This window comes from Polaromonas sp. P1_F1 (assembly GCF_056405795.1).
Genome location: NZ_JBFUBJ010000001.1, coordinates 1,046,520 through 1,070,464 on the forward strand (window position 1 = coordinate 1,046,520; position 23,945 = coordinate 1,070,464).

At 61.9% G+C, this 23,945-nt stretch carries 24 protein-coding genes and 1 pseudogene; 9 read left to right on the forward strand and 16 right to left on the reverse strand.

The window, feature by feature from the left end; translation table 11 throughout:
* Positions 1-39 precede the first annotated feature (39 nt).
* The 12 genes from AC1DZE_RS05035 to AC1DZE_RS05090 form a co-directional block, all read right to left on the reverse strand.
* Complete coding sequence (locus tag AC1DZE_RS05035; RefSeq protein WP_477699844.1) at positions 40-1,458, reverse strand: FAD-binding oxidoreductase; 1,419 nt, start codon at positions 1,456-1,458, stop codon at positions 40-42.
* A complete protein-coding gene (locus AC1DZE_RS05040) occupies positions 1,458-2,486 on the reverse strand; it encodes a serine endopeptidase (protein ID WP_477668717.1) in 1,029 nt (342 codons plus the stop codon). The genes AC1DZE_RS05035 and AC1DZE_RS05040 overlap by 1 nt, the downstream gene beginning before the upstream one ends.
* Before the next feature lie 30 nt (positions 2,487-2,516).
* A complete protein-coding gene (locus tag AC1DZE_RS05045; protein WP_477668718.1) occupies positions 2,517-3,332 on the reverse strand; it encodes a DUF2145 domain-containing protein in 816 nt (271 codons plus the stop codon).
* 13 nt (positions 3,333-3,345) lie between these two features.
* Positions 3,346-3,804 carry a hypothetical protein gene (locus AC1DZE_RS05050; protein WP_477668719.1) on the reverse strand — a complete coding sequence of 153 codons (459 nt, stop codon included), beginning with the start codon at positions 3,802-3,804 and terminating at the stop codon, positions 3,346-3,348.
* A gap of 27 nt (positions 3,805-3,831) precedes the next feature.
* Positions 3,832-4,296 (reverse strand): YiaA/YiaB family inner membrane protein, encoded by a 465-nt coding sequence (locus tag AC1DZE_RS05055; RefSeq protein ID WP_477668720.1) that lies wholly within the window; start codon positions 4,294-4,296, stop codon positions 3,832-3,834.
* Between the two features lie 128 nt (positions 4,297-4,424).
* Positions 4,425-5,378, reverse strand: coding sequence for an alpha/beta fold hydrolase (locus AC1DZE_RS05060; protein WP_477668721.1), 954 nt, complete (start codon positions 5,376-5,378; stop codon positions 4,425-4,427).
* Between the two features lie 55 nt (positions 5,379-5,433).
* Positions 5,434-6,471, reverse strand: coding sequence for a hypothetical protein (locus AC1DZE_RS05065; RefSeq protein WP_477668722.1), 1,038 nt, complete (start codon positions 6,469-6,471; stop codon positions 5,434-5,436).
* Positions 6,468-7,346 carry a methyltransferase domain-containing protein gene (locus AC1DZE_RS05070; RefSeq protein WP_477668723.1) on the reverse strand — a complete coding sequence of 293 codons (879 nt, stop codon included), beginning with the start codon at positions 7,344-7,346 and terminating at the stop codon, positions 6,468-6,470. The genes AC1DZE_RS05065 and AC1DZE_RS05070 overlap by 4 nt, the downstream gene beginning before the upstream one ends.
* A 15-nt stretch (positions 7,347-7,361) precedes the next feature.
* Positions 7,362-8,726 carry an FAD-binding oxidoreductase gene (locus AC1DZE_RS05075; protein ID WP_477672583.1) on the reverse strand — a complete coding sequence of 455 codons (1,365 nt, stop codon included), beginning with the start codon at positions 8,724-8,726 and terminating at the stop codon, positions 7,362-7,364.
* Positions 8,727-8,747: 21 nt separating this feature from the next.
* The gene (locus AC1DZE_RS05080; protein ID WP_477668725.1) at positions 8,748-9,104 is read right to left on the reverse strand and encodes a DUF805 domain-containing protein; all 357 of its coding nucleotides are present in this window, start codon (positions 9,102-9,104) and stop codon (positions 8,748-8,750) included.
* Positions 9,101-11,059, reverse strand: a complete 1,959-nt coding sequence (locus AC1DZE_RS05085) for an MFS transporter (RefSeq protein ID WP_477668726.1) — start codon at positions 11,057-11,059, stop codon at positions 9,101-9,103. The genes AC1DZE_RS05080 and AC1DZE_RS05085 overlap by 4 nt, the downstream gene beginning before the upstream one ends.
* A gap of 15 nt (positions 11,060-11,074) precedes the next feature.
* Positions 11,075-11,986 carry a hypothetical protein gene (locus tag AC1DZE_RS05090; RefSeq protein ID WP_477672158.1) on the reverse strand — a complete coding sequence of 304 codons (912 nt, stop codon included), beginning with the start codon at positions 11,984-11,986 and terminating at the stop codon, positions 11,075-11,077.
* Positions 11,987-12,099: 113 nt separating this feature from the next.
* Here AC1DZE_RS05090 and AC1DZE_RS05095 point away from each other — a divergent pair, with 113 nt between their 5' ends.
* Together AC1DZE_RS05095 and AC1DZE_RS05100 are read left to right on the forward strand one after the other, a co-directional pair.
* Positions 12,100-12,831 (forward strand): helix-turn-helix domain-containing protein, encoded by a 732-nt coding sequence (locus tag AC1DZE_RS05095; RefSeq protein ID WP_477668728.1) that lies wholly within the window; start codon positions 12,100-12,102, stop codon positions 12,829-12,831.
* Positions 12,832-13,060: 229 nt separating this feature from the next.
* Positions 13,061-14,218 (forward strand): hypothetical protein, encoded by a 1,158-nt coding sequence (locus AC1DZE_RS05100; protein ID WP_477672157.1) that lies wholly within the window; start codon positions 13,061-13,063, stop codon positions 14,216-14,218.
* A gap of 114 nt (positions 14,219-14,332) precedes the next feature.
* Here the strand turns inward: AC1DZE_RS05100 and AC1DZE_RS05105 are convergent, their stop codons facing one another.
* Positions 14,333-15,610, reverse strand: coding sequence for an FIST signal transduction protein (locus AC1DZE_RS05105; protein WP_477668730.1), 1,278 nt, complete (start codon positions 15,608-15,610; stop codon positions 14,333-14,335).
* A 37-nt stretch (positions 15,611-15,647) separates the two neighbouring features.
* Complete coding sequence (locus AC1DZE_RS05110; protein ID WP_477672156.1) at positions 15,648-16,505, reverse strand: PhaM family polyhydroxyalkanoate granule multifunctional regulatory protein; 858 nt, start codon at positions 16,503-16,505, stop codon at positions 15,648-15,650.
* A gap of 297 nt (positions 16,506-16,802) precedes the next feature.
* Here AC1DZE_RS05110 and AC1DZE_RS05115 point away from each other — a divergent pair, with 297 nt between their 5' ends.
* The 3 genes from AC1DZE_RS05115 to AC1DZE_RS05125 are packed head-to-tail and all read left to right on the forward strand — an operon-like array spanning position 16,803 to position 19,019.
* Positions 16,803-17,234: a VOC family protein gene (locus tag AC1DZE_RS05115; protein WP_477668732.1), complete on the forward strand. Its 432-nt coding sequence runs from the start codon at positions 16,803-16,805 to the stop codon at positions 17,232-17,234.
* A 7-nt stretch (positions 17,235-17,241) separates the two neighbouring features.
* Positions 17,242-17,847: a MarC family protein gene (locus tag AC1DZE_RS05120; protein WP_477668733.1), complete on the forward strand. Its 606-nt coding sequence runs from the start codon at positions 17,242-17,244 to the stop codon at positions 17,845-17,847.
* Positions 17,848-17,855: 8 nt separating this feature from the next.
* Complete coding sequence (locus AC1DZE_RS05125) at positions 17,856-19,019, forward strand: toxin-antitoxin system YwqK family antitoxin (protein ID WP_477672155.1); 1,164 nt, start codon at positions 17,856-17,858, stop codon at positions 19,017-19,019.
* A gap of 109 nt (positions 19,020-19,128) precedes the next feature.
* Here the strand turns inward: AC1DZE_RS05125 and AC1DZE_RS05130 are convergent, their stop codons facing one another.
* Entirely contained in the window at positions 19,129-20,112 is a 984-nt protein-coding gene (locus AC1DZE_RS05130) for a fumarylacetoacetate hydrolase family protein (protein WP_477672154.1), read from the reverse strand.
* A 174-nt stretch (positions 20,113-20,286) separates the two neighbouring features.
* Here AC1DZE_RS05130 and AC1DZE_RS05135 point away from each other — a divergent pair, with 174 nt between their 5' ends.
* The 3 genes from AC1DZE_RS05135 to AC1DZE_RS05145 all read left to right on the forward strand — a co-directional run bounded on the left by AC1DZE_RS05135 (position 20,287) and on the right by AC1DZE_RS05145 (position 22,613).
* Positions 20,287-21,099, forward strand: coding sequence for an IclR family transcriptional regulator (locus AC1DZE_RS05135; protein WP_477668934.1), 813 nt, complete (start codon positions 20,287-20,289; stop codon positions 21,097-21,099).
* A gap of 473 nt (positions 21,100-21,572) precedes the next feature.
* Positions 21,573-22,175: a DUF3108 domain-containing protein gene (locus AC1DZE_RS05140; protein WP_477699845.1), complete on the forward strand. Its 603-nt coding sequence runs from the start codon at positions 21,573-21,575 to the stop codon at positions 22,173-22,175.
* Between the two features lie 156 nt (positions 22,176-22,331).
* Entirely contained in the window at positions 22,332-22,613 is a 282-nt protein-coding gene (locus AC1DZE_RS05145) for a BTH_I0359 family protein (RefSeq protein ID WP_477656579.1), read from the forward strand.
* Positions 22,614-22,797: 184 nt separating this feature from the next.
* On the opposite strand, the pseudogene AC1DZE_RS05150 reads toward AC1DZE_RS05145, so the two are convergent.
* Positions 22,798-23,022 (reverse strand): annotated as a pseudogene (locus tag AC1DZE_RS05150) (AbrB family transcriptional regulator); the annotation flags it as partial.
* A gap of 53 nt (positions 23,023-23,075) precedes the next feature.
* Here AC1DZE_RS05150 and AC1DZE_RS05155 point away from each other — a divergent pair.
* Positions 23,076-23,939 (forward strand): ChaN family lipoprotein, encoded by an 864-nt coding sequence (locus AC1DZE_RS05155; protein WP_477672153.1) that lies wholly within the window; start codon positions 23,076-23,078, stop codon positions 23,937-23,939.
* The last annotated feature ends 6 nt before the right edge of the window (positions 23,940-23,945 follow it).

The window sequence follows — 23,945 nt, forward strand, 5'->3', positions numbered from 1 at the left end:
ACCTGCGGCTTCTGTCGGCCTTTCGGGAACGGCTTCATATCAGATCTGGTACTGCGACCACAAAGCATTCGTGAACCGCGACGCGCCAATATGCTCACGCAACTTGTTGAACCTTGGCGCCTGAGGGTAAGCACGAAGAAATTGTTCCTTTGTCGCGTGCAGCTGATACGGCAGGTAGTAGGTGCCTTCATGCGCCAAGGCCAGATCGATCATTGAGCGAGTCCATTGCGCAGCGTGTCGCTGCGCATAGACCGACATGCCCTGCTTATAGTAAATCACGAAAGAAAATACATCTTGCCGCGCCCAAGCCATCAGTACCGCATGATCAGGCGGCGAGTGGCGTATTGAAACATTCACCGTTCCCGTAGGAATCGTTTGCAAGATGTCTGCCATCTTTCGCGCGAAGCTTGTGAAGTGGCGCTCCGGAACAAAATACTCTTGCAAAACATAAGTGGAAAAATCCCGGTTCGCTGGCTCCAGCTGCGCAACATCAAGGCTGGCTTCATAATTGCGCCACGCCACGGCCGGGGTATCTTCGATGGAAGTAGCGGCTTTTCCCCGGAGCAAAGCTCCGCCAGGCAACTCCGTCATGGCCCAGAAAAAAAATTTCTCTTTCGTGTAGGGGCGGCCCGGCGGCGTCAACCGCTCCTGGATGGTCAAGGGCTTGTCGGTGCGTGACCATGTGACGCAATGCGGATAGCCAAACCGGTCCGGGAATAAATCGGCGTTGTGCAACAGCACGTTCGGGTCAGACTGGATCTTCTCGCGGAACCAGCCCGGATAGTCTTCAATGGAAATGCGATTCGTTGATCTTTCTATGCGAAAGTTTTCATCGAGATTAAGTTCAATCTCCGTGACGACGCCAATCCCTCCATACCCGCCAATAGCGGCATGAAAAAGTTCTGAATTGATTTGCCTGCTGGCTTCAACCACCTCACCGTCAGGCAAAACGATCTGCAGGGCCCTGACGGAACGGCTCACAGGCCCGTGCCCCACATAACGCCCATGGCAATTCACCGACACCGAACCTCCCACCGTGAAACTGGCGTAGCTCTGCATGGTCTGGACCGCCAGCCCCTGCGGGTCGATGATTGTTTGCAAGTCGCGCCACCGCATACCGGCCTGGATTCTGGCGGTTCGTTTGGCAGGGTCGAATTTCACCACTGCATTCATGGAGCGCATATCCAGTTGCAGTCCGCCTTGAATTGCGGTTTGTCCACCCATGCTGAATCTGCCGCCGCCGACACTCACGCGGCCTTGCCATTTTTTTAAAGCCTGCCGGACATCATCGATCCCACGAATTTCCGCGATCCCCGCCACCGTCACAGAGCTCAGATGCGTGACATTGCACACACTCAACGGATCGACCGGGCATTTCGCCTCGGCATTCAGTTGCGTCAGCGCAGCACCACCCGCGATTGCCGATAGCGCCCTCCTGCGCGATGGGTCAAAGCGCATTAGCTGGCACCGCAGGAATGGCAGAACCTGGCGAACGCGCTCTTGCGCGTGGAGCACTTCGCACAATGGTCAAACAGGCCGATGCCGCAGTGCGGACAAAAATCGATCTCCGGATTTTTCAGGTCCACAGCCCGCTCGCAGCCCGGGCACACGCCTTTGGAAAGCCTTGTCAGTGCCGTGTCGTAGCTCAGTTCCTCGCGGCGTTGCATGTTCGGCAGCTGCTCGATCAGCTTCTGCTTTTCCAGGTATCGGTTCAGCGAAACAATGGCCTGCCGGCCCACCAGCGCCGTGACGACAATGCCCACGATATAACGAACATAACCACCGTAGCTAGGCAGGTAAGGCACCAGCTCGACGAAGAAGGCAAACACAGCAAAGAAGATAAAACCCCACACAAAGGGCCAGTAAGTCGTCTTGCGCTTTTTCGCAAACAGCCAGCCGGCCGCCACCAGCAACGGGAGAGTCAGGGCCAGGCGGTACAGAAAGATGCGCAGTTCCACACGCCGGTATTCGGCGTTGAGTTGCACCTGGGCAGCCTCTTCCATCTCCGCCAGCCTGCGGCGCTCGCGCGTCGCACCCTGCCGGGCATCCAGTGCCGCCTGCTGCTGAGCTTCTACGGCGACGCCCGCCGCGCGTTCACGGTCTTTCAACCCGTCCAGCGCCCGCGTGCGCGACAGCAGTTCGGCATCCTGCTCAGCCAACTGCGTGGCGCGCCGCGTGGACAGCCAGTTGTCGAAGGTTTCGCGCGCTGCGGCCGAATCCGCCTGGGCTGCCCGGCGTTTAAGCTGGGCTTGCTCCAGCGAGATTTGCGCGTCACGCTCGGCCCGCTCTGCCGTTTTGATGGCGCCGCGTAGCGCATTGCTGGCTGTGGCGTCCATGTAGTCGTCGACCGAGAGCTGCTTCTCGACTTTCGGCAAATCGCCGACCACCGTGCCGCCCAAACCGATCAGGAAACCGGCAAACACCAAAGCCACCAGCCAGAGGCCGCGGTGCATCCATTTTTCTGTCAATCGCAAAGTGTTGGCCATGGTTATCTCCGTTTTCTGGAAAACAGGTTTTCACAGTTTGATGACGGTCACGGGCTTGCCGGGCACAGTCATTTGCGCGCGTTGCAGCCAGTCAAACACCGAATCCACCGTGACGGTCTCAATGCGGTCAGAAAACCGCTTGTCGTTGGGATGGTCGTCAAACGCGATATTCGCCGCGGTCACGCGCCCGCCCAGGCGGGTCAAAGGGCCCAGCTTCAGCGTGGTGGGCTCGTAGCCCTTGAATTGCAGCCAGGCCTGAGCCTTCTCACGCGTGGTCACCCCGGGTTCCATCGCGGCGGCCATGGTTTCAATCGCCCATTGGTTGGACTGCTGGTACTTGCGGCCCCACACGTAGCTCACGATGCTGTAAGGCTTGTGGTGCATGGCTGTCAACCGGCCCGGGTCTTGCAGCAGCGCCAGGAGGCGTGCCTGGACTTCCGGCGCAGGCGCCACCCAGGCAGCTTCGTAACGCCACAGGTCGTCCAGGAAAAACTCGCCCAGTCCCTGGCGATAAACCGCTGAGTCGCCGGTGCCGCAGGTGTTGAGCTTGTGCACCACGCGCCAGGTTATGCCGCCCTGACCGTCGGGCAGCTGATAGGCCAGGCCCAGATGCGAATAGCGAATACCGTACTTGCCCAGGTCTTGGCCTGTCCGCGCCAGCACCACCACCTTCTCGCCGCTGGCATTGAGCGATGCCAGCGTCTTCTCGGCCAGTGTCATGCCGCGCTCAACGGTTTGAGGGGTGGTTTTGCGCGCTTCGCAGGAACGCCCGGCATGGACAGTTGGGGCGGCGCCCAGGAAAAAAGCAGCCAGCAACAACGGCAGGACGACTCGAGTGATTTTCATGGGGTACTCCGCCTTATTGGGTCAACCGCTCGTTGTGCAGCAGCGCGCGGCCTAGTGCATTGGGAATAAAGGCAATGGCCTCTCCGGCCGCCGACAGCACCACCCCGGCGCTTACCACACTGACCACCACGGCGGTGCCGACGACCATGGAAACACCGGCAACGCCCCGGCCGACCACCTCGATGCTGGCGCGGGCACCGTCGGAGCCGCGCTCCAGCACGTACACCGTTCCCCTTGCCGTGCTCTCCACCGTTTTGACCACCAGCACCGTACCGGCCGTAGACAAAACCACAGGCACAGCGACGACTGCACCCACCGCGGCGCTGGCCGTGACTACGACGGAGGCTACCGGCAGTGCCGAGACGGCACTGAGAGCGGAAGCCTCGGATTGGGCTTGCGCATTAAAAGATGCCGTAGCGCCCGCCAATATTGCGCAAACAGCTATTAAATATGTAGCAAATGATTTTTTCATGATGCGTTCCAGAAGAAGTGTTGTTACTTATTCGCTGGCCGCGTGACCGCGGGGCCCGCGGCCCATACGGGCTTCGCTCAAGTCGGCTTCGTGCCGGTCGCGCAGGGTTTTGGCCAGGGTAAAGCTGCAGGTGATCAGGTAGAGCCAGCTCACGCCCAGGAAAGCCTTGTAGGTTTCATTGATCTCCATGCGCCACAAACCCCAACCCGTCAGCGACATCGCCAGGAAGAAGCCACCCCACACCACCAGCTTGAACATTGGGGTGTCCGTCAGCCGGCCTTCGGCCCGGCTTTGCTCCTGGTCACGCACATACTTGGCCAGCACGAAAGCGGCCGACAGGCAGAAGAAATACCCCATGATCATGAAAGCGCGGTCCAGGTCCTTGCCGGGCAGCCAAGACAAGCCCACAGCGCAAAGGAAAACTGCAATCACGAACGAGGCCCACACCTGAACCTGCCAGGGTTTGGAGTCACGGTGTATCAGCGTCTGCATAAAAACCTTGCGGTTGTTGAGGTGCCACTACTGTGCGGGCCAACGCTGCAAAATCACGCGAATAACGATACAGATCCTCAACAATGATCGAAGAGTATCGAATTTTGATACTTATTCAAGGAACCGGTTCAAGGATGTCTTAGCGCCTCCGTCATGCGCATATTGAACAAGGCCGGATCCTCAATTTGCGGAATATGACCGACGCCAGGCAATACCAGCAGTCTTGATCCGGCGACCAGGCGCTGCAGGGTTTCGGCCTGGGACAGCGGCGTGATCGTGTCCTCTTGCCCCCAGACCAAGGTCAGCGGCATGGGCAGCTCGCGGAAACCTTCAGGTTTCTCGCTCAGGGACTTGCCGCTCTCGCCGGCAAATTGCGCGGCCCAGTCGCCCAGGCTGGCGGTGAAGCCGTCCAGCACGAAAGGCTGCCGATAAATTGCCGTGCGCGAAGGCGTGACGACCTCCTTGCGAGCCACGAACTGGCGCAACCAGAATTCGCTGAACAAGGGCTGAGTGCCCACCGCGGCAATCAGTGCGGTGCGCAGCGGGCGAATGCCAAAGAGGCTCGCCGCCACGCCGCCGCTTTTCGCTGGTGCGGGATATTCCATCAGGCCGATTGCCGCGTCGACCAGGATGAGATGGCGCACGCGGTCGGGTTGCAGCATGGCGGCTTCGGCCGCGGGCCCGCCGCCATAGGAGTGGCCCAACAGCGTAACGGGCCCGAGCTTCAGCGCATCAATCAAGCCGATGATGCGGCGCGCCTGTGCGTTGCGACTGTAGTCGCGCGCAGCAGGCCGCGTGCTGAAGCCGAAGGGCGGCAGGTCCACCGCAATGACGCGATAGCCGGCGGCCGCCATGGCCTTTACGTTCTGGTCCCAGGTGCCGCTCCATGCGCCGGTGCCGTGGGTCAGTACCAGGGGCGGCGCGGCCGGGTCGCCGAATTCCTGCACATACAGGTCCACGTCATGCGCATGCAGCCAGCGCCCTTCCCTGGGTGCCGCCTCACGCGGGCTGTGGTCCTCAACCCACAGCATGCGGGCCCAGGAAAAAGCCACAACCAGCAACAGGCAGGCCACCAGCGCCATGAGTACGCGCCACGGATAAAAAAGCCAGGTGCGCCCTGGCTTCTGCTCTCGCCGCTTAATAGTCAAAAATGTGCTCCACCTGCAGCTTGCCGGCTTGCCACTGGCGCAACGACTCGGCCAGGTGTTTGACGGGCACCGTCAACACCACCCGCTGGGTGCCGGGCCGGGTGATGATAGGTTGCCTCAGCAGTGGCGTGGCGGGGCTGGTGGGTTCCCAGGTGCCTGGCGCCAGCACGCTGACCAGGATGAATGAGTCATTGCCTGCGATCTCGCTGAAATTGACGCCTTGCACCGCCAGCGCCTGGGCATAGCGCATGAATGCCTCGTAGCGGGGGATGGTGACCAGGGCCGAACCGTCGGATGTCGGCGAAAGCACCTTCAGCTCCGGCAGCGCGGTGTCGGCCCGCGGCACAGGCTTTGCCACCACGGCAGTGACCGGCAAAGGCGCATCGTAGATCGTCTGCGTGCCCAGCTTGATCAGCCGGGCATAACCCGCCTTGACCAGGTATTCGGTCGTGAGGGCAAAGCGGCGTTCCCACTTGCGGACCATGTCAGGCCCAATGAGAGGCACATCGCGCCAAAGACCTGCCAGCGCCTTGTCGAAGTCATACAGGTACCAGGGCTCTACGCGGATAAACCGCACATAGTCCTGTGCAACGCTGGCCGCATGCCTGTCCTCGGGCGTGGTGCGGCCGGCCAGTGATTCGGCGAGCCGCCCGACGAGCGTCTCGTAGGCCGACTTGAGCGCATATTCCACCGTCGTGCTGGTGCCTATCACCATGATCATCAGGTGATAGCCGGGGTTGAGGTCGAGCCCGCGGCGGCGCGTCTCGTCAAAGACGGCTTTGTAGCTTTCCCAGAACTGGCCGATGTGGCCATAAAAAGGAAAGCGGCTGGGCGCACTGGTACCTATGAACTCACCGTACTCATAGGGGCTGAACACCAGAAACCATTCGGGATAAGTCAGCAGCGTCTGCTCGACGCCGCGCACATGCTCGGGCCCCGCCACCGGCGCAGGGCCGGAGGCCGACGCCATACCGACAAGCGCGGCGAAGGCGCCCGCAACTGTGAGATTGCGCAGCCAGCGCATCACGCGGCAGCCTCGCCGGATTTTGTGAACGCCAGCAGCACGTTGTCGGAGGGATCGTGCGCCTGCAGCTCGCGCTTGCCGCTGTCCTTCAGTCCACGTTCGCCAAGGTAAGCCACCCACTCGGCAACGGGACGGAAGTAGCGCAGCTCTCGCTGATTGGTTTCCCATGCGCCGTTCAGACCAGCATTGAAGACGGTGTGCACCAGTGAGACAAACGTGAACATCTCGGGCGTTGTGACGTCATGGTCGCGCAGGATGAACATGCCGCCCGGCTTAAGCACACGCACGATGGATGCCACAAAGGCATCCAGCTTGTCCAGCGGGCAGTGGTGCAGGCCGATGTAGCAGGTCACCAGGTCCACGCTGGCATCGGGCAGGCTCGCTGGCAGCGGGTCATAGTCGTTCATGGGCACAAAGCCGCCGATCTTGAACAGGCCGCCGCGCTCTGCGATGTCCACCGGCGAGTTGGTGGGCGCCACATCATTCACCAGGGTGACGGGGCCGGTCACCTTGATGCGCTTTTTCAGCTCGCTGATGTAGCGGCCGGTGGAGCCGATCTCGACATAACCGTCAATCTGCTTTTTGTCGCCCAGGAGCCGCTGGGTCTGGTCAGCCATCTCCTTCTTCTGCTTGAAGAGCGCCGGCAACGCCAGGGTCAGGTCCGCCATGAAGGGCTTGATCTTCGGCAGCTCACGCTGGAGCCTGCGGTAAATGGCTTCATCGTTGTCAAGCTCGGCAGAGGTGTTCTTGATCAGTGTGTGAAACCGGTCCTCAGGATAAAGGCGGTAAATGTTCTGCAGGAACTTGTAAAAACCGTCGTGCCAGCGGGTGACGCTGAAAACGGCGCGAAATTCCGAAGCGGGTGAGGTTGTGGTCATGGCAAGCCCAGTCGTTCAGGTGTTGGAGGCGTTCAATGTGGGGGCGTAGTATTTGTCCCAGAGCACATTGCGCAAGCGGAACTGCGGATCGAGCTTGCGTTTCAGGGCGAACAGCTCTTTGGCCCGCGGATAGGCGGCGTGGAACTGCTCCGCCGTTGCATGCGGCTGGTAGGGCAGGTAGTAGCTGCCGCCGACACTGATGGCCGCATCAATCAGCTCGCGCGTCCAGACCGACACGCGGTTGATGGCGTTGTCCCGGGTGCGCTGCTTGTAATAGAGGACAAACGCAAAGGTCTCACCCCGGGCCCAGGCCAGCAGGGTGCCGGGGTCGGGCCGCGCATGCCGCACCGACACATTGAGCGCATTGACGCGATAGCGCTGCAGGATTTCCGCCATGATCGGCACGAAGTCGTCAAACCGTTCCACCGGAATGAAGTATTCCTGCAACACATAGGTTGTGTGCTTGCGCGAAGCCGGCTCAAGCTCCGCCACGTCGTAACCCGCCTCGAAGTTGCGCCAGTGCACCTTGCGGAAAAGATAAAGGAGGGGATCGATCAGGTATTCGCGCCGCCATTTCCCCAAGGGGGTTTCGGTCACGGCCCACACAAAGTAGCGGTTCACAGGGTAGGTTTCACCGCCTTGCTGTAAACGCCTTGGCTCGGTCGTGGCTTCGTCAGTACGCGCCCAGGTGACAGAACGCACCTTGCGGTAATGCGGCGGGTACAGGTCGGCATTGTGGAAAACAGCATCCTGAAAATACCTGACCTTGGCCTTGAAGTGGCTGATGTATTCGGCCGCACTCATCTTGCGGGCCAGTCGCTTGACCTTGGTGTTGTCCGCCAGGTCCAGCTCGGCCTCAACGATCACGGCCACACCGCCGTAGCCGCCGATCACGGCGTAAAAGAGTTCCGCATTGACGGAAGGCGAAGCATCCTGCACGCTGCCGTCGGCCAGCACCACCCGGATCTCCCGCACCGACATCACCACTGCGCCCAGGCCCATGTAGCGACCGTGACAGTTGACGCTCAGCGCGCCGCCCACCGTGAAATTGGCATAGGTCTGCATGATCTTCACAGCGAGGTTGTGCGGATCAACAAATCGCTGGATGTCGCACCAGCGAATGCCAGCCTGCACGCGTATGGTTTTCTCCATCGGCGAGAAGCGGATGATCTGGTTGAGCTCACGCATGTCCAGGTGCAGGCTGCCGGGGCTGGCGGTCTGCCCGCCCATGCTGAAATGCCCGCCGCCCACCGACAGCGAGCCATCGGTACGGCGCACGGCATCGCACACCTCGTCCACGGTTTTGGGTTTGCTGATGGCCCAGACGGCAACCGGGTTGAGGCCGGTCACATCGTTCACGATCAAAGTGTTGTTGTGCATGTTGTGGTCCCGCGTCATCCTCTACCGCACCACCAGATAGTCGCCGCGCGGCGCCAACGGGTCGGGGCCCCAGCGATTGTCTTGCGGCAGGCCGCGCCTGAAGGCCAGTTGCCACGCCAGCCACAACGCGCCGGCCACCGGCACCAGGACCAGCAGCAGCCACCAACCCGAACGGTTGCGGTCATGCAGGCGCCGGATGCATAGCAATATCAGCGCCGCCAGTACCGGACCATTGATGAGCCAGGCCAGCACCACCGAAGGCGCCGGCCCTGCGGCTGCCCAGGCCAGGTACAAAACCATCCACGCGATGAGGCCATGCAGCCAGAAGCCACCGCGAGAAAGCCTGCCGCCAGCTTTAAAAAATTGAAGCGCAGTCATGTCTTGTCCTGTCCCAGAAGTTGTTCCACCTTCGCCCTCAGATCCAAAGGCTCCACTTTGTCCGCAGCAATTGGCATGCCTACATTCAGGCCCACCCGGTTGAAGAGCCCGCGCCGAAAGGGTCTGGTCATGGCAACTCCTTTTTCGGCGCGGCTGAAAAAGGAGCCCCATAAGTCGGTCAGCGCCATCGGCACCACATTGACCTGCACACCATCACGCCGGGCATTCTCCAGAATCTTCATGACGCCGCCTTTGAACTCCTGCAGTTCGCCATTTTTTGTAATGCCGCCCTCGGGAAATATTGCGAGCAGGTCACCATCACGCAGCACCTTGGCGGCGGCCTCGAAAGCCGCCTCGTACAACGCCGGGTCTTCCGTGCGCGGTGCAATCGGGATCGCCTTGGCCAGCCGGAACAGCCAGCCCAGAACCGGCATTTTGAAGATGCGGTGGTCCATCACAAAGTAGATGGGACGCGGGCTGGCGGCCATCAGCAGCACCGGGTCGACAAAGCTGACATGGTTGCAGGTCAGCACGGCAGCGCCGGTAGCAGGGATGTTGTCGTCACCGGTGATCTTGAAGCGGTAGACCAGGCGCGAGGCGATCAGGGCGATGAAACGCAGCAGGTACTCAGGCACCAGCATGAAGATGTAGAACGCCACCACCGCATTGGCCAATCCAACGAACAGGAAGATTTGCGGAATACTGAACCCGGCCTTGAGCAGCGCGCCGGCCAGGATAGCGCTGACGATCATGAACAGCGCATTGAGAATGTTGTTGGCCGCGATGATGCGCGCCCGGTGCGTGGACTGGCTGCGCAGCTGGATCAGCGCGTACATCGGCACGCTGTAGAGGCCGGCAAAGAGGCTGAGCCAGGCCAGGTCGATCATTACGCGCCAATGCACAGGCTGCGACATGAAGGCGCCCAGGGTCATAACGGGCGCTGACGGCAAGCCGCGCGAGGCGAAGTAAAGGTCAACCGCAAACACGCTCATGCCGATGGCTCCCACAGGAACCAGCCCTATCTCGACGTGGCGTTTGCTGAGCACTTCGCAGAGCAGCGATCCGGTCGCGATGCCGATGGAAAACACCACCAGCAGCAAAGACGCCACCTGCTCGTTACCGTGCAGCACCTCTTTGGCAAAACTCGGAAACTGGCTCAGGAATACCGCGCCAAAAAACCACATCCAGCTGATACCCAGCATGGAGCGGAATACCACCAGGTTGCCGTTGGCAAGCTTGAGGTTGCGCCAGGTTTCTGTCACCGGGTTCCAATTGATTTTCAGGCCTGGGTCAGTCGCTGGCGTCAGCGGAATAAACTGCGAGACAAGCCGGCCAACCAGTGCGAGGCCGATGCATGCAATGGCCACATAGTCCGGCCCGACCTGGGGTACGGCCACCATGAGCCCACCCACCACCTGGCCCAGCAAAATGGCCACGAAGGTGCCCATCTCGACCATGCCGTTGCCGCCGGTCAGCTCGCGCTCGTTGAGCGCCTGCGGCAGGTAGGCAAATTTGACCGGGCCGAATATCGTGGAATGCAGCCCCATCAAAAACGTGCAACCCAAAAGCACGGGCACCTGGACATTGGCATTGCTGCTCATGAAGCCGACCGCAGCGATCAGCATGATCACCACTTCCAGGTTCTTGACAAAGCGGATCACGCGCGTCTTCTCGAACTTGTCGGTGAGCTGCCCGCTGGTGGCCGAGAACAGCAGAAACGGCAGGATGAACAGAGCTCCAATGGCCAGCCCCGCCAGCGCGGGAGGCAGCCAGCTCACGCTGAGCTGGTAGGTCACCATCACGGTGAAGGCAAACTTGAAAAGGTTGTCGTTGGCCGCCCCTGAAAACTGCGTCCAGAAGAAAGGGGCGAAGCGGCGCTGCTTGAGGAGCGCGAACTGGTTCGGATGCTCGTGAACGGGGGGTGGCGACACCGCGGCGGCCATATCAACAGGCATGCTTGACTCCTCTTTTCAGTTGTTGTGCGGCAGACTGTGGCGGGATGGCCTGCCTGCTCTGTTTTTGAATGCTGCTGTGGATTCTGCCTTGAATTTTCGGGCGTCCAGAAGCGCCGCAACGACGGGCCAGGCAGCACAACTGGCCACCACGTGCTTCAGGGTGTGGCCCGAAACCAGCTGACCCGTCCATTCGAACACCGCGTGGTCACCCAGCTCGAGCAGCTTGGCCAGCGCATAAATGGCCACCACCAGCATCCAGCGGATGGGCAACACCCGCCCTGCCAGCGTGGGCCGCAAACAGGCGACGCCGACAATCAGCAACATGCCACCGAGTTGCAAAACGGCCCAGGGCAGCACATTGCCCGTGTGCGACCACAGATGCACGGACAACGGTCCGAGAACGAGGACTGCTGCAGCAACCGCTACACCGGCACGGGTGCTGACGGCCTGCATGGTGCCAAGCCCGAGCAAGCCGGCGAAGGCAAACACCATGCCGCCCCGATCCCAGACCAGCCCGGCATCTCCCGGCTGCAGATGGTAGGCTGCAGAAACCATGGAGGTGAGGGCCAAGCCGGCAAAGAACAGCCCTGCGAAACCTGCGGCTGCGGCGCTGAGCGCCCGCGCCTTCACTGCACGCACAAGGGCCCAGGCACCCGCCAGGCCCCACAGCATGAACGGCAGGTTGCTGAGGACGTCCATCGCATGCGGCAACCATCCCCAGGCTCGTTGGTCGGCGAAGTCGTGATAGTGCAAAGGCTGCGCCACCGACGGCCCCAGCAATGCCGCCGCCAGCATCGCAAGCAACACGCCGGCGAGCGCGCATTCGCGGCGGCAGGCCGGGGCTTTCCAGCCCGATACCTTCATCTGCGCAAACCAGGAAGGCGGCGGCACAACACGGCGGTGGGCGGTTTTCAGGCTGATTGGCATGGGGCAGCTCCTGTGTGAATGAAGCTGCACTGTGCAGGCCAAGCGCCGGAAGAAGCACCGGAATTAGAACCAGTTCTTACTATTCATCCCGAAAGTACCGATAATCGATACTCATGAGCACTACCGCAGATCTTGTCATCGTCCTCAAAAAGGAACTCAAGGCGGCGCGCATGACGTACGCCGACCTGGCCGTCAAACTCGGCATGGCCGAGTCAAGCGTCAAGCGCATGCTGGCCAGGGGCGATATGCCCCTCTCGCGTATCGACGCGATCTGCCGCGCGCTCAAGCTGGACTTTGCCGACCTGGCCAGGCGCATCGCCGACACCCAGCCCCTGCTGGCGGAGCTGACCGAAGCACAGGAAAAAGCCGTGGTGGCCGACAAGAAGCTGTTGCTGGCCGCCATCTGCGTGCTGTCGCAATGGACGCTGGAGCAAATCACCACCAGTTACCGGCTGACCGAAGCCGAGTGCATCAAATACCTCGCGCAACTGGACCGCATCGGCATCATCGAGCTCAAGCCGCTGAACCGCTACCGGCTCAAGCTCGCCAAGACCTTCCGCTGGCGACCGCACGGGCCGGTCATGGACTACTTCCGCGAAAACGCCCTGCTTGACTATTTTTCCGGTGGATTTGACGGCAATGGCGAAGGCCTGCTGCTGGTGCACGGCTCCATCAGCCGCGGCCTGGCGCCTTCGTTCCTGGAGCGCATGCAGCGGGTGGCGCAAGACTTTGCCCAACAGCACCAGACCGACCAGAAGCTGGGCGACAAGGACCGCGAAGGATTCACCTTGCTGCTGGCCATGCGGAGCTGGGAGTTCGAGGCCTTCGCTGCACTTCGTAGGTAACACCCCCGTTCAGACTCACTTCGTGTAGTCTGCTCCCCCCTCAAGGGGGCGACCCCTGCGGCCCGGCAAAGCCGGTTCCGCGGGGCCTGCTGGTACTCCCTTGTTGGCATACTCGACATATTGCATGCAATTACATTAGCCAACTAAGTAAATTTGATGTTTACTGGTATTATTCAGCTGATTACGGCTTGCTCGGCTATTTTGTGCATGCAATTCCGACGAAATCACGATGAAACCCATCTCCACCTACGTTGGCCTGCCCATCCCGGTTGCGGCCAATCTGACCGACACCAAATACTTCTTCCAGGCGCTGGACAACTTCTCGCGCGTGATGGCGATACGTCCCGGTGACCGGGTGCTGATGCTGGTCGACCCTCTGCTGGACCCGCGCGTGATCGACGCCGTGATCGGCATTGCCAAGTCACGCGGCGCCGAGGTGCGCATTTACATGGAGCCGAGCACGCAGGTGACCGCCGTGCCTGAAGAAGTGCATGCCATGCTGAAGAAGGCCACTTTTGTGGTGTCTACCTGGTTCTGCTCCATCCTCGACCCTTTGTGCATCAACCTGCGCCGCACCGGCCAGCGTTGGGTCAAGATCACCTACTTTCGCAACCTGGATCTGCTGCACACGCCGCAAGCGCGCTTTCCGGTCGATCTCATCGGTGAGATCATCCGCCAAACGGCCAGCCGTTACCCGACCGAAGGCGATTTCGACCTGCGCTTCACCGATCCGCGGGGCAGCGACTTCCGCATCAGCTTCACGCAGGCGATGCGCGCCAACCAGTTGGCCACCAACCGCTGGCGCGGCCAGATGACGGCCGAGGAAGACGGCTGTTATGTGCACTACCTGCCGACACACGGCCCCAATCTGTGGGACCACAACTCGGTCAAGAATGATTTCAAGGCCGTGGTGCCCATGGCGGGCGTGCTTTACCCGCAATGGGCGGTCGGTTTTGCCAAACCGTTCGAGGAAAAAATCGCCGTCCATTTTGAAGGCGACACAATTTCATCGGTTGAGGGAATTTCAGAAGAAGCGGTGATCCTGCGCGAGATGCTGGTCGGTGGCCGCATGATCGAAGGCGGCGGCTGCGGCTTCAACCCCAAGGCGCCGCGCCACACCGTGTACCCGGCCGGCTCAAACTCTCCCGGAGCGCTGCACTTCGGCATCGACCTGGCGCAACCCAGCCACTACATACGCCGTGTCATGCCTGACTGGGAAGAGCCGCCCGTGCACATGGACCTCATCACGCTGGACAGCACCGTGACTGCAGGGGGCTGCACCCTGATCAAGGACGGTTTTTTGTGCGCACTGCGCGACCCGTCAGTGGTGGCGCTGGCAGCGCGCTATGGCGACCCTGTCGAATTGCTGGAAGCTCAGGTTTTATAGCTCCCCACGGCCTCTTCAAGCGGGGGCCGCGGTCCGGCTTTGCCGGCCGCGAGGCGCCCGTCCCCTGGAAGGGGAAAAGGCGCTACACGCAGTGAGCGTCCGATAGGGGTAAACCTAGGCAGGTGACGTAAACACCGTCAGCACGCCGGTGTAGCCGTACAGATGGTGACGGGCGATCTCACCGCCGGCGAAAAAACCAACCAGCGGCACATCGCCCAGGGCCCGCCGCACGATCTGCAGTTCGGCACTGGGCGCGCCGAAGTGCGGGCCGCCACGGCCGGAGCAACTGACGTACACCGCGCCCGCAATGCGCCGGGCCGCATGCGGCGTGGCTTCGGCCTCTGACGCGCTCAAGGCGCTGGCAACTTCCAGCGTGACTTCTTCCGGTTCCAGCTCTTCACGAATCTCGGCGCACACACGCACCAGGTCGGCGCGCGCGGCTTCCATGTTGCGTTCGCAGAAAGCCAGCTTCATGCCCACGACGGGCACCTCCGCGATGGCAATCCCCTTGCGCGCCGGATCCAGCCCGATCAGGTGGCGCACCAGCACCTCTGCGCCAAACTGGCCGTGCCGGCCGGCGCCGTCATGGGGAATGTCTGCCGGGCGGCTCAAGCCGACAAGCGTGGTCCGCACTTTGGCCAAGGCCTCCCGCGGCTCATCAAGCGACACGTCCAGGTCTGCCAGCATCACCTCCAGTGCCGGCTGTCCATCGAGCTCGGTCACCACATTGGACTCGCAGGCCGTGATCTCATGATGCGCAGACACCGGCCGGCACCCTTGGGTAATGCGTGACATCAGTGCCGCGCCCTGGCCAAAAGCCACACCGCTGAGGCCCCCGGTGAAGACACCGCCGGCCGCGCCCTGCCCCTTGACATTGCCATGCCCGCTGAGGGAAAACTGCACCGTACTGGAGCGGCTGGAGGCCAGGCCGCCAAACACATAGCCGCTGCCGGTGCGCTGTGCCATTTCGTCGATCAGTTCGGCAACGTCGGGCGTTCCGGCGTCCGCATGCACCAGCGCCGTATGCGCCTTGAACCTTCCCTGGCTGGCCGGGGGCAAGGGCGACACCCCGGAGAACACACGGTACTGGTCATGCGGAAGCTCGCAGAGCATGACCGTGAGCGCCGGCTCGTCAAAGTACTCGACGTTGTTGGAGGCGATACCCACACCCACCGTGCCGCTCCAGTCGGTGATGTCGGGCAATTCGGCGCTCAGATGGTCAAGAATATCCTGCGCGTGTGCCGCATAGTGATCGGTGATGTAGAGCAGCGCCAGCGTGGGCGATTTGGCGTAGCCGGGCAATGCGAGGTAGGCGCGCAGCTGCGCCAGCACAAGGCCTGCTGCCATCTGCCATTGCGGATGTGTGGCGTGGCCGTAGGGAAAAAGCTTCATGGCGTCCTGGTGAAATTCAGTGAAAAGTCAGCCTGTATCAACGCGTGGTTTTGCGTGCGGCTTTAGTTGCGGCCTTGCGCGCCGGCACCTTGGCCTTGGGTTTCGTTTTTGCGGCAGTTTTGCCGGCCGCGGGTGTAGGCCAAGCTTGGCTGCTGCGCAGGGCCGTGTTCATGGCCGCGCGTGCACCGCCCGCCACGGTTTTACCAGCGGACTCCGCCATGTTGCGGGCCATGCCCGTTGCCATGCCGGTGGCGGTCTTCATCGCGTCCTTGGCAAGGCCGGTCGCCAGGCTTTTGGTGGTGTCCATGGCCGTTTTTTTGGCGGCATCCTTCATGGCATCTGCCGCAATCGTCTGGAACTGCTGGGTCAGCGCGCCCCACCACTGCATCGGGTCCACCACGCCGGCCGGCTGCGCGCCGGCCTTGGCCGCGCCGGGTGCCTTGGCCTTGGATGTGGCGGCCGGCTTGTCCGCGCCAAAGCTCGTTGGCGGGACCTCCAGCCCCGAAAACGTGCGGGCCTTGTCGGCCACACGCTGCACGCCACCGGCCACGCTGTCGGCCACCTTGAGCTTGAAGGCATTGGCCACATCGCCCATGTTGAAGTTCATGCCTTTGAGGGTAGCCAGCGTCATCTTCTGCACCTCCAGCGCCTGGATGGTCGCCTTGAGCGCCGTGGCGTTCTGGTCAAGCCAGAACTGGACAGCCTTGAGTTCATCGATGCGCTTGTCGAGTTCTTCAACATTCAGCGTGGGCGCTACCCAGTTGCCCAGGTTGGGCAACTGCGGAATGCTTTGTGTGGCGCTGCCTGCCGCCTGTTTGGCCAGGTTCTGCAAAAAGTCAAAGCCGGGCACCAGCTTGCCGAAACCGGGGAAAGAAGGGTTGTCCGCGTCGCTCATGAATGTCTCCTGGCAGGTTGTGCACGATTTGCATCGGGCGGCTGGATGATCCAGCGCACGCCTTCATTGTGCAACGCCGCAGCAGCGCGTCAACCGCTTTTTGTGTTTTCAGCAGGCAAACACCAGGGTCGAACCGGTATTGATACGGATTCAAGCAAGAAACACCCACAGACCTTTACCGACAAGCGCAAATCGCTATCTATTTCATAGCATTCATCGGCAGGCATGGCGCCATGCCTGTTGCCGGCCGGGCTGCAAAAGCGTCTCTTTCGGGCAATGCCCTGATAAGCTTGCACCATGAAAAGCCTCTTTCACTTTGCCTTCAATGTCAGAGACCTCAACGTGGCCCGCCAGTTTTATGGCGGGGTCCTGGGATGCGCGGAAGGCCGCTCGGCCCCTACCTGGGTCGACTACGACTTTTTCGGCCACCAGCTGTCGCTCCACCTGGGCGAACCGTTCAAGACAGAGCGCACCGGCCATGTTGGCGACAAGCTTGTTCCCATGCCGCATTTCGGCCTGGTGCTTGCCCTGGCCGACTGGCAGGCCCTGGCGCAGCGCCTGCAAGCGGCCCGCATGGAGTTTGTGCTGGAGCCGCAAGTGCGCTTTGCAGGAGAAGCCGGCGAGCAATGGACCATGTTTTTCTGCGACCCCTTCGGCAACCCCATCGAGATCAAGGGTTTCCAATCACTTGAAGCCCTTTATTCGGCTAACACGGCCCGACATATCTGACATACATATGGCCTATACCTTTGCTTCCGCCACGGTGTTGCTGCTGCTGATCACCGATCCGTTCGGCAATATTCCGATTTTTGTCAACGCCCTGAAGGGTGTGGCGCCGGAGCGGCGCATGCGCGTCATCCTGCGTGAGGTGCTGATCGCGTTTTTGCTGCTGCTGGCCTTCATGTTTGTCGGCGACGGCTTCCTGCGCCTGATGAACCTCAGCGATTTGTCGCTGCAGATTGCCGGCGCGGTGGTCATGTTCCTGATCGCGCTGCGCATGATTTTCCCGTCGGACCAGCCCGAGGCCGCGCCGCTGCAGGGCGAGCCGCTGATTGTGCCGCTGGCGATTCCCGCGCTGGCCGGCCCCTCGGCGCTGGCCACGGTCATGTTGCTGGTGTCCCAGGCGCCGGCGCGGCGGCTTGAATGGATCGCGGCGCTGTGCGTGACCATGGCGGTGTGCGCCGTGGTGCTGGTGCTGTCCGAGCGAATCCAGCGGGTGGCAGGCGACCGCGTGATGATGGCCTTCGAGCGCCTGATGGGCCTCATCCTCGTGGCGATTTCGGTCGAGATGCTCCTGCGCGGCATACGGCTGTTCATCAGCCAAACCGGGGCTGCTGCATGAAAAAATCCGTGCAACGCCTCGTCCTCCTTTGTGCCTGCGCATTGGCCTCGCCGTGGGCACATGCGGTGCAAGACTGCGAAATCAACGGTGAAAGCGTCAACCCCAACAATGGCAACACCACGGCCGGCAAAACCGGCATCATGCGCTGCAAGGACCGGGACACAGGCCGGCTGATGCGCGAACAGGAGCTGCAGGGCGGCAAGTTCATGGGTTTGATGCGCTACTACCAGAACGGCAAGCTACAGCGGGAATACGGCGAAAACGAGCGCGGCAACCGCCATGGCCGCGCGCGTGAATTCGCACCGGACGGCCAGGTGCTGCGCGACTCCATCTACGACAACGGCACCGAGGCCGGCCTGGCGCGCAGCTTTCACACCAATGGGCAGTTGCGGCGCATCGTGTTTTACGGGCCGCGCGCAGGCGGCAGCGTCGAGCAGGCCTATGCCGAATTCAATGACCGCGGCCAGCTCCAGGCCTTGCGCTGCGGCGACAAGCCTTTGCTGGCAGCGCCGGCCGAGGACGCCCGTTGGTGCGGTTTTTCGGGCGGCACCTCAAAGATCGAACTCTTCAGCAGCAAGGGCGTGCTGAATGGCACCAGCAGTTACCTGGCCGGAAAACGCATTCGCCATGAAACGCTGGGCGAGAGTGGCAAGCCGGATTACCTGGACGAGGTATCGGGCAACATTCGCACTGAACGCTATTTCAACAACGCCGGCGTCAGGCGGCGCGAAGTCCAGTGGCTGCTGGAGACCAACCCGTCAAAAACCTCGTTCAAGGAACGCGAGCAGGAGTTCGCCGACAGCGGCGCCCTGACGCGCGACAGGCGCTGGTCGGCCGGCAAGCCGGTCAGCGACCAGACTTACTACCTGAACGGCCAGCCGCGCAGCAAAACCGAGTACGGCGGCGAAGGCGACACCGCCTGGCTGCAGACTACCGACTTCTTCGACAGCGGGAAAATCGCCGCCGCCGGCCGCTACACAGCCTCCAACCGCTACCGGCAACTGCCCCAGGGTACGCACCAGCGCTTTAACGAAGCCGGCAGGCTGGTGGCCGAATCGAGCTACGACGAGCGCGGCCGCATCACGCGCGAGAGAACCTGGGACGACGAGGGCAAGCCATCACGTGACGACGCCGTGTTCGAAGACGGCTCGCGCAAGGCTTATTCAAGATAACACCCCCGTCCAGGCTCACTGCGTGTAGCCTGCTCCCCCCTCGAGGGGGCGGCGCCAGCGGCCCGGCAAAGCCGGTTCCGCGGCCCCTGCTGGTTTTATTCGGGGTAGCTCAGACGTTCTCGACAATTTTTTGGTCGATGGCGCCAAATACTGAGAGCCCATCCTTGCCCTTGGCTTCAATGCGGATGGTGTCGCCGAACTTCATGAACTCGGTTTTGGGCCTGCCATCCTCGATGGTTTCGATGGCGCGCTTTTCAGCGATGCAGCTGTAGCCGTGGCTCCAGTCCTTGTTGCTGACGGTGCCTGAACCGATGATGCTGCCGGCACGGACATTGCGGGTCTTGCAGATATGGGCGATCAGCTGGCCGAAACTGAATGTCATCTCGGGGCCGGCTTCGCACATACCGACCTTGCGGCCGTTCCAGGTGCTTTGCAGGGTCATGTGCAGGCGGCCCTTTTCCCAGGCGTCGCCCACTTCGTCCAGCGTCACTGCCACCGGGCTGAAAGCGGTTGCCGGTTTGCTCTGGAAGAAACCGAAACCCTTGGCCAGTTCATCGGGGATCAGGTTGCGCAAGGACACGTCGTTGGCCAGCATCAGCAGGCGCACGCCTTCCAGCGCCTGTTCGGGGGTGGCGCGCATGGGCACATCGCCGGTGATCACGGCGATCTCGGCCTCGAAGTCAATGCCGAACTCCTCGCTCGCCACCACCACATCGTCGCAGGGCCCAATGAAATCGTCGCTACCGCCCTGGTACATCAGCGGGTTGGTGTAAAAACTTTCCGGCACTTCGGCATTGCGCGCCTTTCGCACCAGTTCCACGTGGTTGATATAGGCCGAGCCGTCAGCCCACTGGTAGGCGCGCGGCAGCGGTGCCATGCAGCGCGATGGCTCAAACGGAAAAGCGTGCCTCGCCTTTCCCTGGTTCAATGTTTCGTACAAGTCCTGCAACTGCGGCGACATGAAGTTCCAGTCGTCCAGCACCTGCTGCAATTTGCCCGCGATGCCCGTCGCATAATGGGCTGTTGAAAGATCGCGCGACACCACGACCAGCTGGCCGTCGCGTGAAGAGTCTTTGTAGGTGGCAAGTTTCATCAATATCCTGATTGGTGGCTGTCGGCTTTCGCAGAAGGCCTGATTGTGCCGTGGCCGGCGGTGGCATCCGGCCCCGCGTTACGATCCATGCATCCACAGTCTCACGGCGAACCTGAAATTCTAGTCAAGCCCATGAAAGTCAGCCCAGGCGCCCCCGCAACAGCACGCAGCAGCCTGCCGCCGCAACGCGCGGGCATTCAGTCGGTCGAGGTCGGCTTCAGCTTGCTGGAGTCGCTCTCCACCTCACCCGGCCCGCTGATGCTTCGCGACCTGGCAGCCGCAGCGGGCATGAGTGCGGCCAAGGCACACCGTTATCTCGTCAGTTTTCAGCGGCTGGCACTGGTCGTCCAGGACGAGGCAACCGCCCGATACGACCTCGGCCCGGCTGCGCTCAAGTTAGGACTCGCTTCCCTTTCGAGATTGGACAGCGTGAAGCTGGCCCGTCAGCTCATGCCGCGCCTGATGATGCAAACCGGCCAGACCCTGGCACTGGCGGTCTGGGGCAACCAGGGACCAACCCTCGTCCACTGGGAGGAATCGCCGCAGTCTGTGACGGTCAACCTGCGGCTGGGCGACGTCATGCCGCTGCTGTCGTCCGCCACGGGCTTGTGCTTTGCCGCATTTTTGTCTTCGAACCTGCCCAAGGCCAAAGCCAAACCACAAGGGAGGCTGGCGCTGCTGGTCAGGGCTGAACTGACACGCAACCAGAAGCTGGCGCGAAAAGATGTTCCCGCCACCATGGCCGAGCTGAATGCCTTGCTGGAAGATATCCGCCGCCGCGGCATGGCGCGCGCAGTCAATACCCTGCTGCCCGGCGTAGCCGGCTTCTGTGCGCCGGTGTTCGATGCCGACGGCCATCTCGCGCTCGGCATTGTGGCGCTGGGTTCGCTTGCAACGTTTGATCCGGACTGGGACGGCGCGGTGGCACGGCCGCTGGCCGCCGCCGCCCGGCAACTTTCCGGTGATCTTGGATTCACACAGGCGTGACCGCGTCCACCGACCGCTATCCTTCGGCGCCTCGCTGGCGTGTGCTTGCTGCGCTGGCTGCAGGGGTGCTGGCTGTCCACACGCTGGTGCTGAAATCAGCGCCGGTACGATTCGGCCCCGAGCAAACTGCCGCCTCCCCACGCAGCGAGGCTTTCGCAACGCGCAGCATCGCACCGCCTCCTGCACCGACATCGCTTGCCCCCGCGCCTTCCGCACCGCCCCCAAAGCCCAGGATATTCAAGAAGAAACCCGCCGTAACCCAAGAGAGTCCAGCGCAACCAGCTACTGATTTGATAGCTATCTCGCCTCCCGAGGTGGTGACATCCAGCACGCCCCAGGTAGAAAATCCGCAAAGCATGCCCGCACAGGCAACGCCCACAATCGCTGCTGCCAGCGCCCCCGCGACAGTCGACCCAGACCAGTCGGCGGTGACGGCGGTGGCCTTGCCGGAAAGCGCGCGACTGGAATACAAAATGACCGGCAGCGCAAAGGGCTTGAACTACCACGCGGACGCCGAACTGGGATGGCGCTATTCAGGCGACAACTACAGCGCCTCCATGCGCGTCAGCGCATTGTTTTTAGGTTCACGCAGCATGGCAAGCACCGGGCAGGTGGGTCCGGAAGGCTTGGCGCCAACCCGCTTTTCCGACAAATCAAGAAGCGAAGTGGCCGCGCATTTTGAAGCAGACAAGGGGCAGATCACCTTCAGCGCCAATACGCCGACGGTCCCCTGGATCAAGGGTGCACAGGACCGGGTCAGCGTCTTCATCCAGCTGGCTGCCATACTGGCGGGCAACCCGGCCGGCTTTCCGGCGGGCTCCACCATTTCAATTTACACCGTGGGACCGCGGGATGCAGACACCTGGACGTTCCGGGTGGAAGGCGAAGAGAAAATGGTACTTCCCTATGGCGAGCTGAATACGCTCAAACTCACCCGTCAGCCCCGGCGTGAGTTCGATCAGAAAGTGGAACTCTGGTATGCCCCGTCACTGGGGTATCTTCCCGTTCGCAGCAGGATCACCCAGCAGAACGGGGATTTCATTGACCAGCAGCTCAGCGCGATCACCAAGAGCTGAGTTCAACAAACCGGCGTTGTTATGCCGCACGGAGGTGCCCGTTTTATGTGCGGTTTTACACGCACTACGCGCCTTTACCGCATGCTTTCGCACTTAACCCCCCGGGCCCTTGAACTTGGCCTCATCGTTGCTATCTGAAGCTAAAGGACCTACACCATGCAAATGCTTTACGACTCGGAATCTTTTGCTGTCATGCAGATTCACGCCAATGCGCCGGAAGAATCCGCGCCTGTCCCGGCCGTTCCCGAATTGGCCCGGCATGGCTTCGAAATCGTCGACAAGCGTTCGGGCAAGGAGGTCTATCTGGATGGATCCTGGGCTGAAATGTTCCAGCAGCGCCTGAGCGCCTGGGCGCAAAACACTCCCACGCAAGAAGAAATCGAAGACACGCTGGAAGGCTACAGCGGTCTTGCCAACACGCCGATATCGCTTCATTAGAAGTAGAGCCTCCACGGTCTCTCACTTCGGGTAGCTCCTTGCCCCCGAGGGGGCCGCTGTGCCTGCGGTCTGGCGGAGCCAGCCCCGCGGCCCCTTGAAGGAGCGCCCCCCCGCTGGGTGTGTCTTTCTGCCCAATCAATCGCCTGGCGGGCTTTCTGCCTGCACCACCAGCGGCGTGAGGTGCAAGTGCGCAGCCGATGATCCATTGCCCGAAGTTGCGCAGTGGCGTCCAGCTGGCCGTAGGTCCGCCCAGCATTGACACCACCGCCGTCGCCAGCAAGGGGCCGATCATCCAGGGCAAAGGCGTGCGCAGCGCAATACACAAGAAAGCGGCACCCCAGGCCAGCAACAAGGTCAGGACGACACGTACGGGCGGGGACTGGGCGGCACGGTGGGGCAAGGAAGGCATGGCAGAGCGTAACGGCGCGGAACAGAAGCCGCTGGAAGCGGTAGTATCCATCGATGCGCCACCTCCTCACCCCTCATGCTTTGGCATGCCTTGTCTGCGCCGCCACGGCGGCTTTGGCGGGAGGCTGCGCGGGACGGCCCGAAGCGCCCATCCTGCAGGTGCAGGGCAGCGAAACCGCACAGACATCCACCCGGCTGGAGGCGCTGCTCCCTGCCGACGTCCTGATCCTCGGGGAGCAGCACGACGCCGCTGAGCACCAGACAATCGAGCAGCAGGTGGTCGCCGCCCTGGCGGCCAAAGGGGCGCTGGCTGCCGTAGCCCTTGAGATGGCCGACACGGGTGCAAGTACTTCCGCGCTCAGACCCAGCGCCACCGAGCAGCAGGTGCGCAATGCGCTCAACTGGAACGATAAGGGCTGGCCATGGACAGCCTACGGCCCTACCGTGATGACCGCGGTGCGCGCCGGTGTCCCCGTGATGGGCGCCAATCTGCCCCGGGCGCAAATGCCGGAAAGCATGGCCGACAATCGGCTTGACGCCCGCTTGCCAGGCCCCGCCCTCAAAGCCCAGCAGCAGTTAATCCGTCTCGGCCACTGCAACCTGTTGCCTGAGGGCCAGATCACGCCCATGACACGTATCCAGATTGCCAAGGACATCACCATGGCCAACACCCTGGGGCAGGCCGTGCTGCCCGGCAAGACAGTGCTGCTGCTGGCCGGAAGCGGCCATGCGAACCGGCAATTGGGCGTACCGTTGCACCTGCCGACGGACATAAAAGCCAAAGTAGTGCGCCTGCTTGCCGGGAACCCCGCGAATGCCGAGAAGGCAGACGCTTTCGACGCCGTGTGGGCAACGGCCCCGCTCCGGGAGACCGACTATTGCGCGGGCCTGCAGAAGCAGCTGGCACCCAAACCCTGAAGAGCC

Coding starts and splice junctions, on each gene's coding strand:
- AC1DZE_RS05035 (WP_477699844.1), bottom strand. CDS start 1,458: ATGCGCTTTGACCCATCGCGCAGGAGGGCGCTATCGGCAATCGCGGGT.
- AC1DZE_RS05040 (WP_477668717.1), bottom strand. CDS start 2,486: ATGGCCAACACTTTGCGATTGACAGAAAAATGGATGCACCGCGGCCTC.
- AC1DZE_RS05045 (WP_477668718.1), bottom strand. CDS start 3,332: ATGAAAATCACTCGAGTCGTCCTGCCGTTGTTGCTGGCTGCTTTTTTC.
- AC1DZE_RS05050 (WP_477668719.1), bottom strand. CDS start 3,804: ATGAAAAAATCATTTGCTACATATTTAATAGCTGTTTGCGCAATATTG.
- AC1DZE_RS05055 (WP_477668720.1), bottom strand. CDS start 4,296: ATGCAGACGCTGATACACCGTGACTCCAAACCCTGGCAGGTTCAGGTG.
- AC1DZE_RS05060 (WP_477668721.1), bottom strand. CDS start 5,378: ATGGCGCTGGTGGCCTGCCTGTTGCTGGTTGTGGCTTTTTCCTGGGCC.
- AC1DZE_RS05070 (WP_477668723.1), bottom strand. CDS start 7,346: ATGACCACAACCTCACCCGCTTCGGAATTTCGCGCCGTTTTCAGCGTC.
- AC1DZE_RS05075 (WP_477672583.1), bottom strand. CDS start 8,726: ATGCACAACAACACTTTGATCGTGAACGATGTGACCGGCCTCAACCCG.
- AC1DZE_RS05080 (WP_477668725.1), bottom strand. CDS start 9,104: ATGACTGCGCTTCAATTTTTTAAAGCTGGCGGCAGGCTTTCTCGCGGT.
- AC1DZE_RS05085 (WP_477668726.1), bottom strand. CDS start 11,059: ATGCCTGTTGATATGGCCGCCGCGGTGTCGCCACCCCCCGTTCACGAG.
- AC1DZE_RS05090 (WP_477672158.1), bottom strand. CDS start 11,986: ATGCCAATCAGCCTGAAAACCGCCCACCGCCGTGTTGTGCCGCCGCCT.
- AC1DZE_RS05095 (WP_477668728.1), top strand. CDS start 12,100: ATGAGCACTACCGCAGATCTTGTCATCGTCCTCAAAAAGGAACTCAAG.
- AC1DZE_RS05100 (WP_477672157.1), top strand. CDS start 13,061: ATGAAACCCATCTCCACCTACGTTGGCCTGCCCATCCCGGTTGCGGCC.
- AC1DZE_RS05105 (WP_477668730.1), bottom strand. CDS start 15,610: ATGAAGCTTTTTCCCTACGGCCACGCCACACATCCGCAATGGCAGATG.
- AC1DZE_RS05110 (WP_477672156.1), bottom strand. CDS start 16,505: ATGAGCGACGCGGACAACCCTTCTTTCCCCGGTTTCGGCAAGCTGGTG.
- AC1DZE_RS05115 (WP_477668732.1), top strand. CDS start 16,803: ATGAAAAGCCTCTTTCACTTTGCCTTCAATGTCAGAGACCTCAACGTG.
- AC1DZE_RS05120 (WP_477668733.1), top strand. CDS start 17,242: ATGGCCTATACCTTTGCTTCCGCCACGGTGTTGCTGCTGCTGATCACC.
- AC1DZE_RS05130 (WP_477672154.1), bottom strand. CDS start 20,112: ATGAAACTTGCCACCTACAAAGACTCTTCACGCGACGGCCAGCTGGTC.
- AC1DZE_RS05140 (WP_477699845.1), top strand. CDS start 21,573: ATGACCGGCAGCGCAAAGGGCTTGAACTACCACGCGGACGCCGAACTG.
- AC1DZE_RS05145 (WP_477656579.1), top strand. CDS start 22,332: ATGCAAATGCTTTACGACTCGGAATCTTTTGCTGTCATGCAGATTCAC.
- AC1DZE_RS05155 (WP_477672153.1), top strand. CDS start 23,076: ATGCGCCACCTCCTCACCCCTCATGCTTTGGCATGCCTTGTCTGCGCC.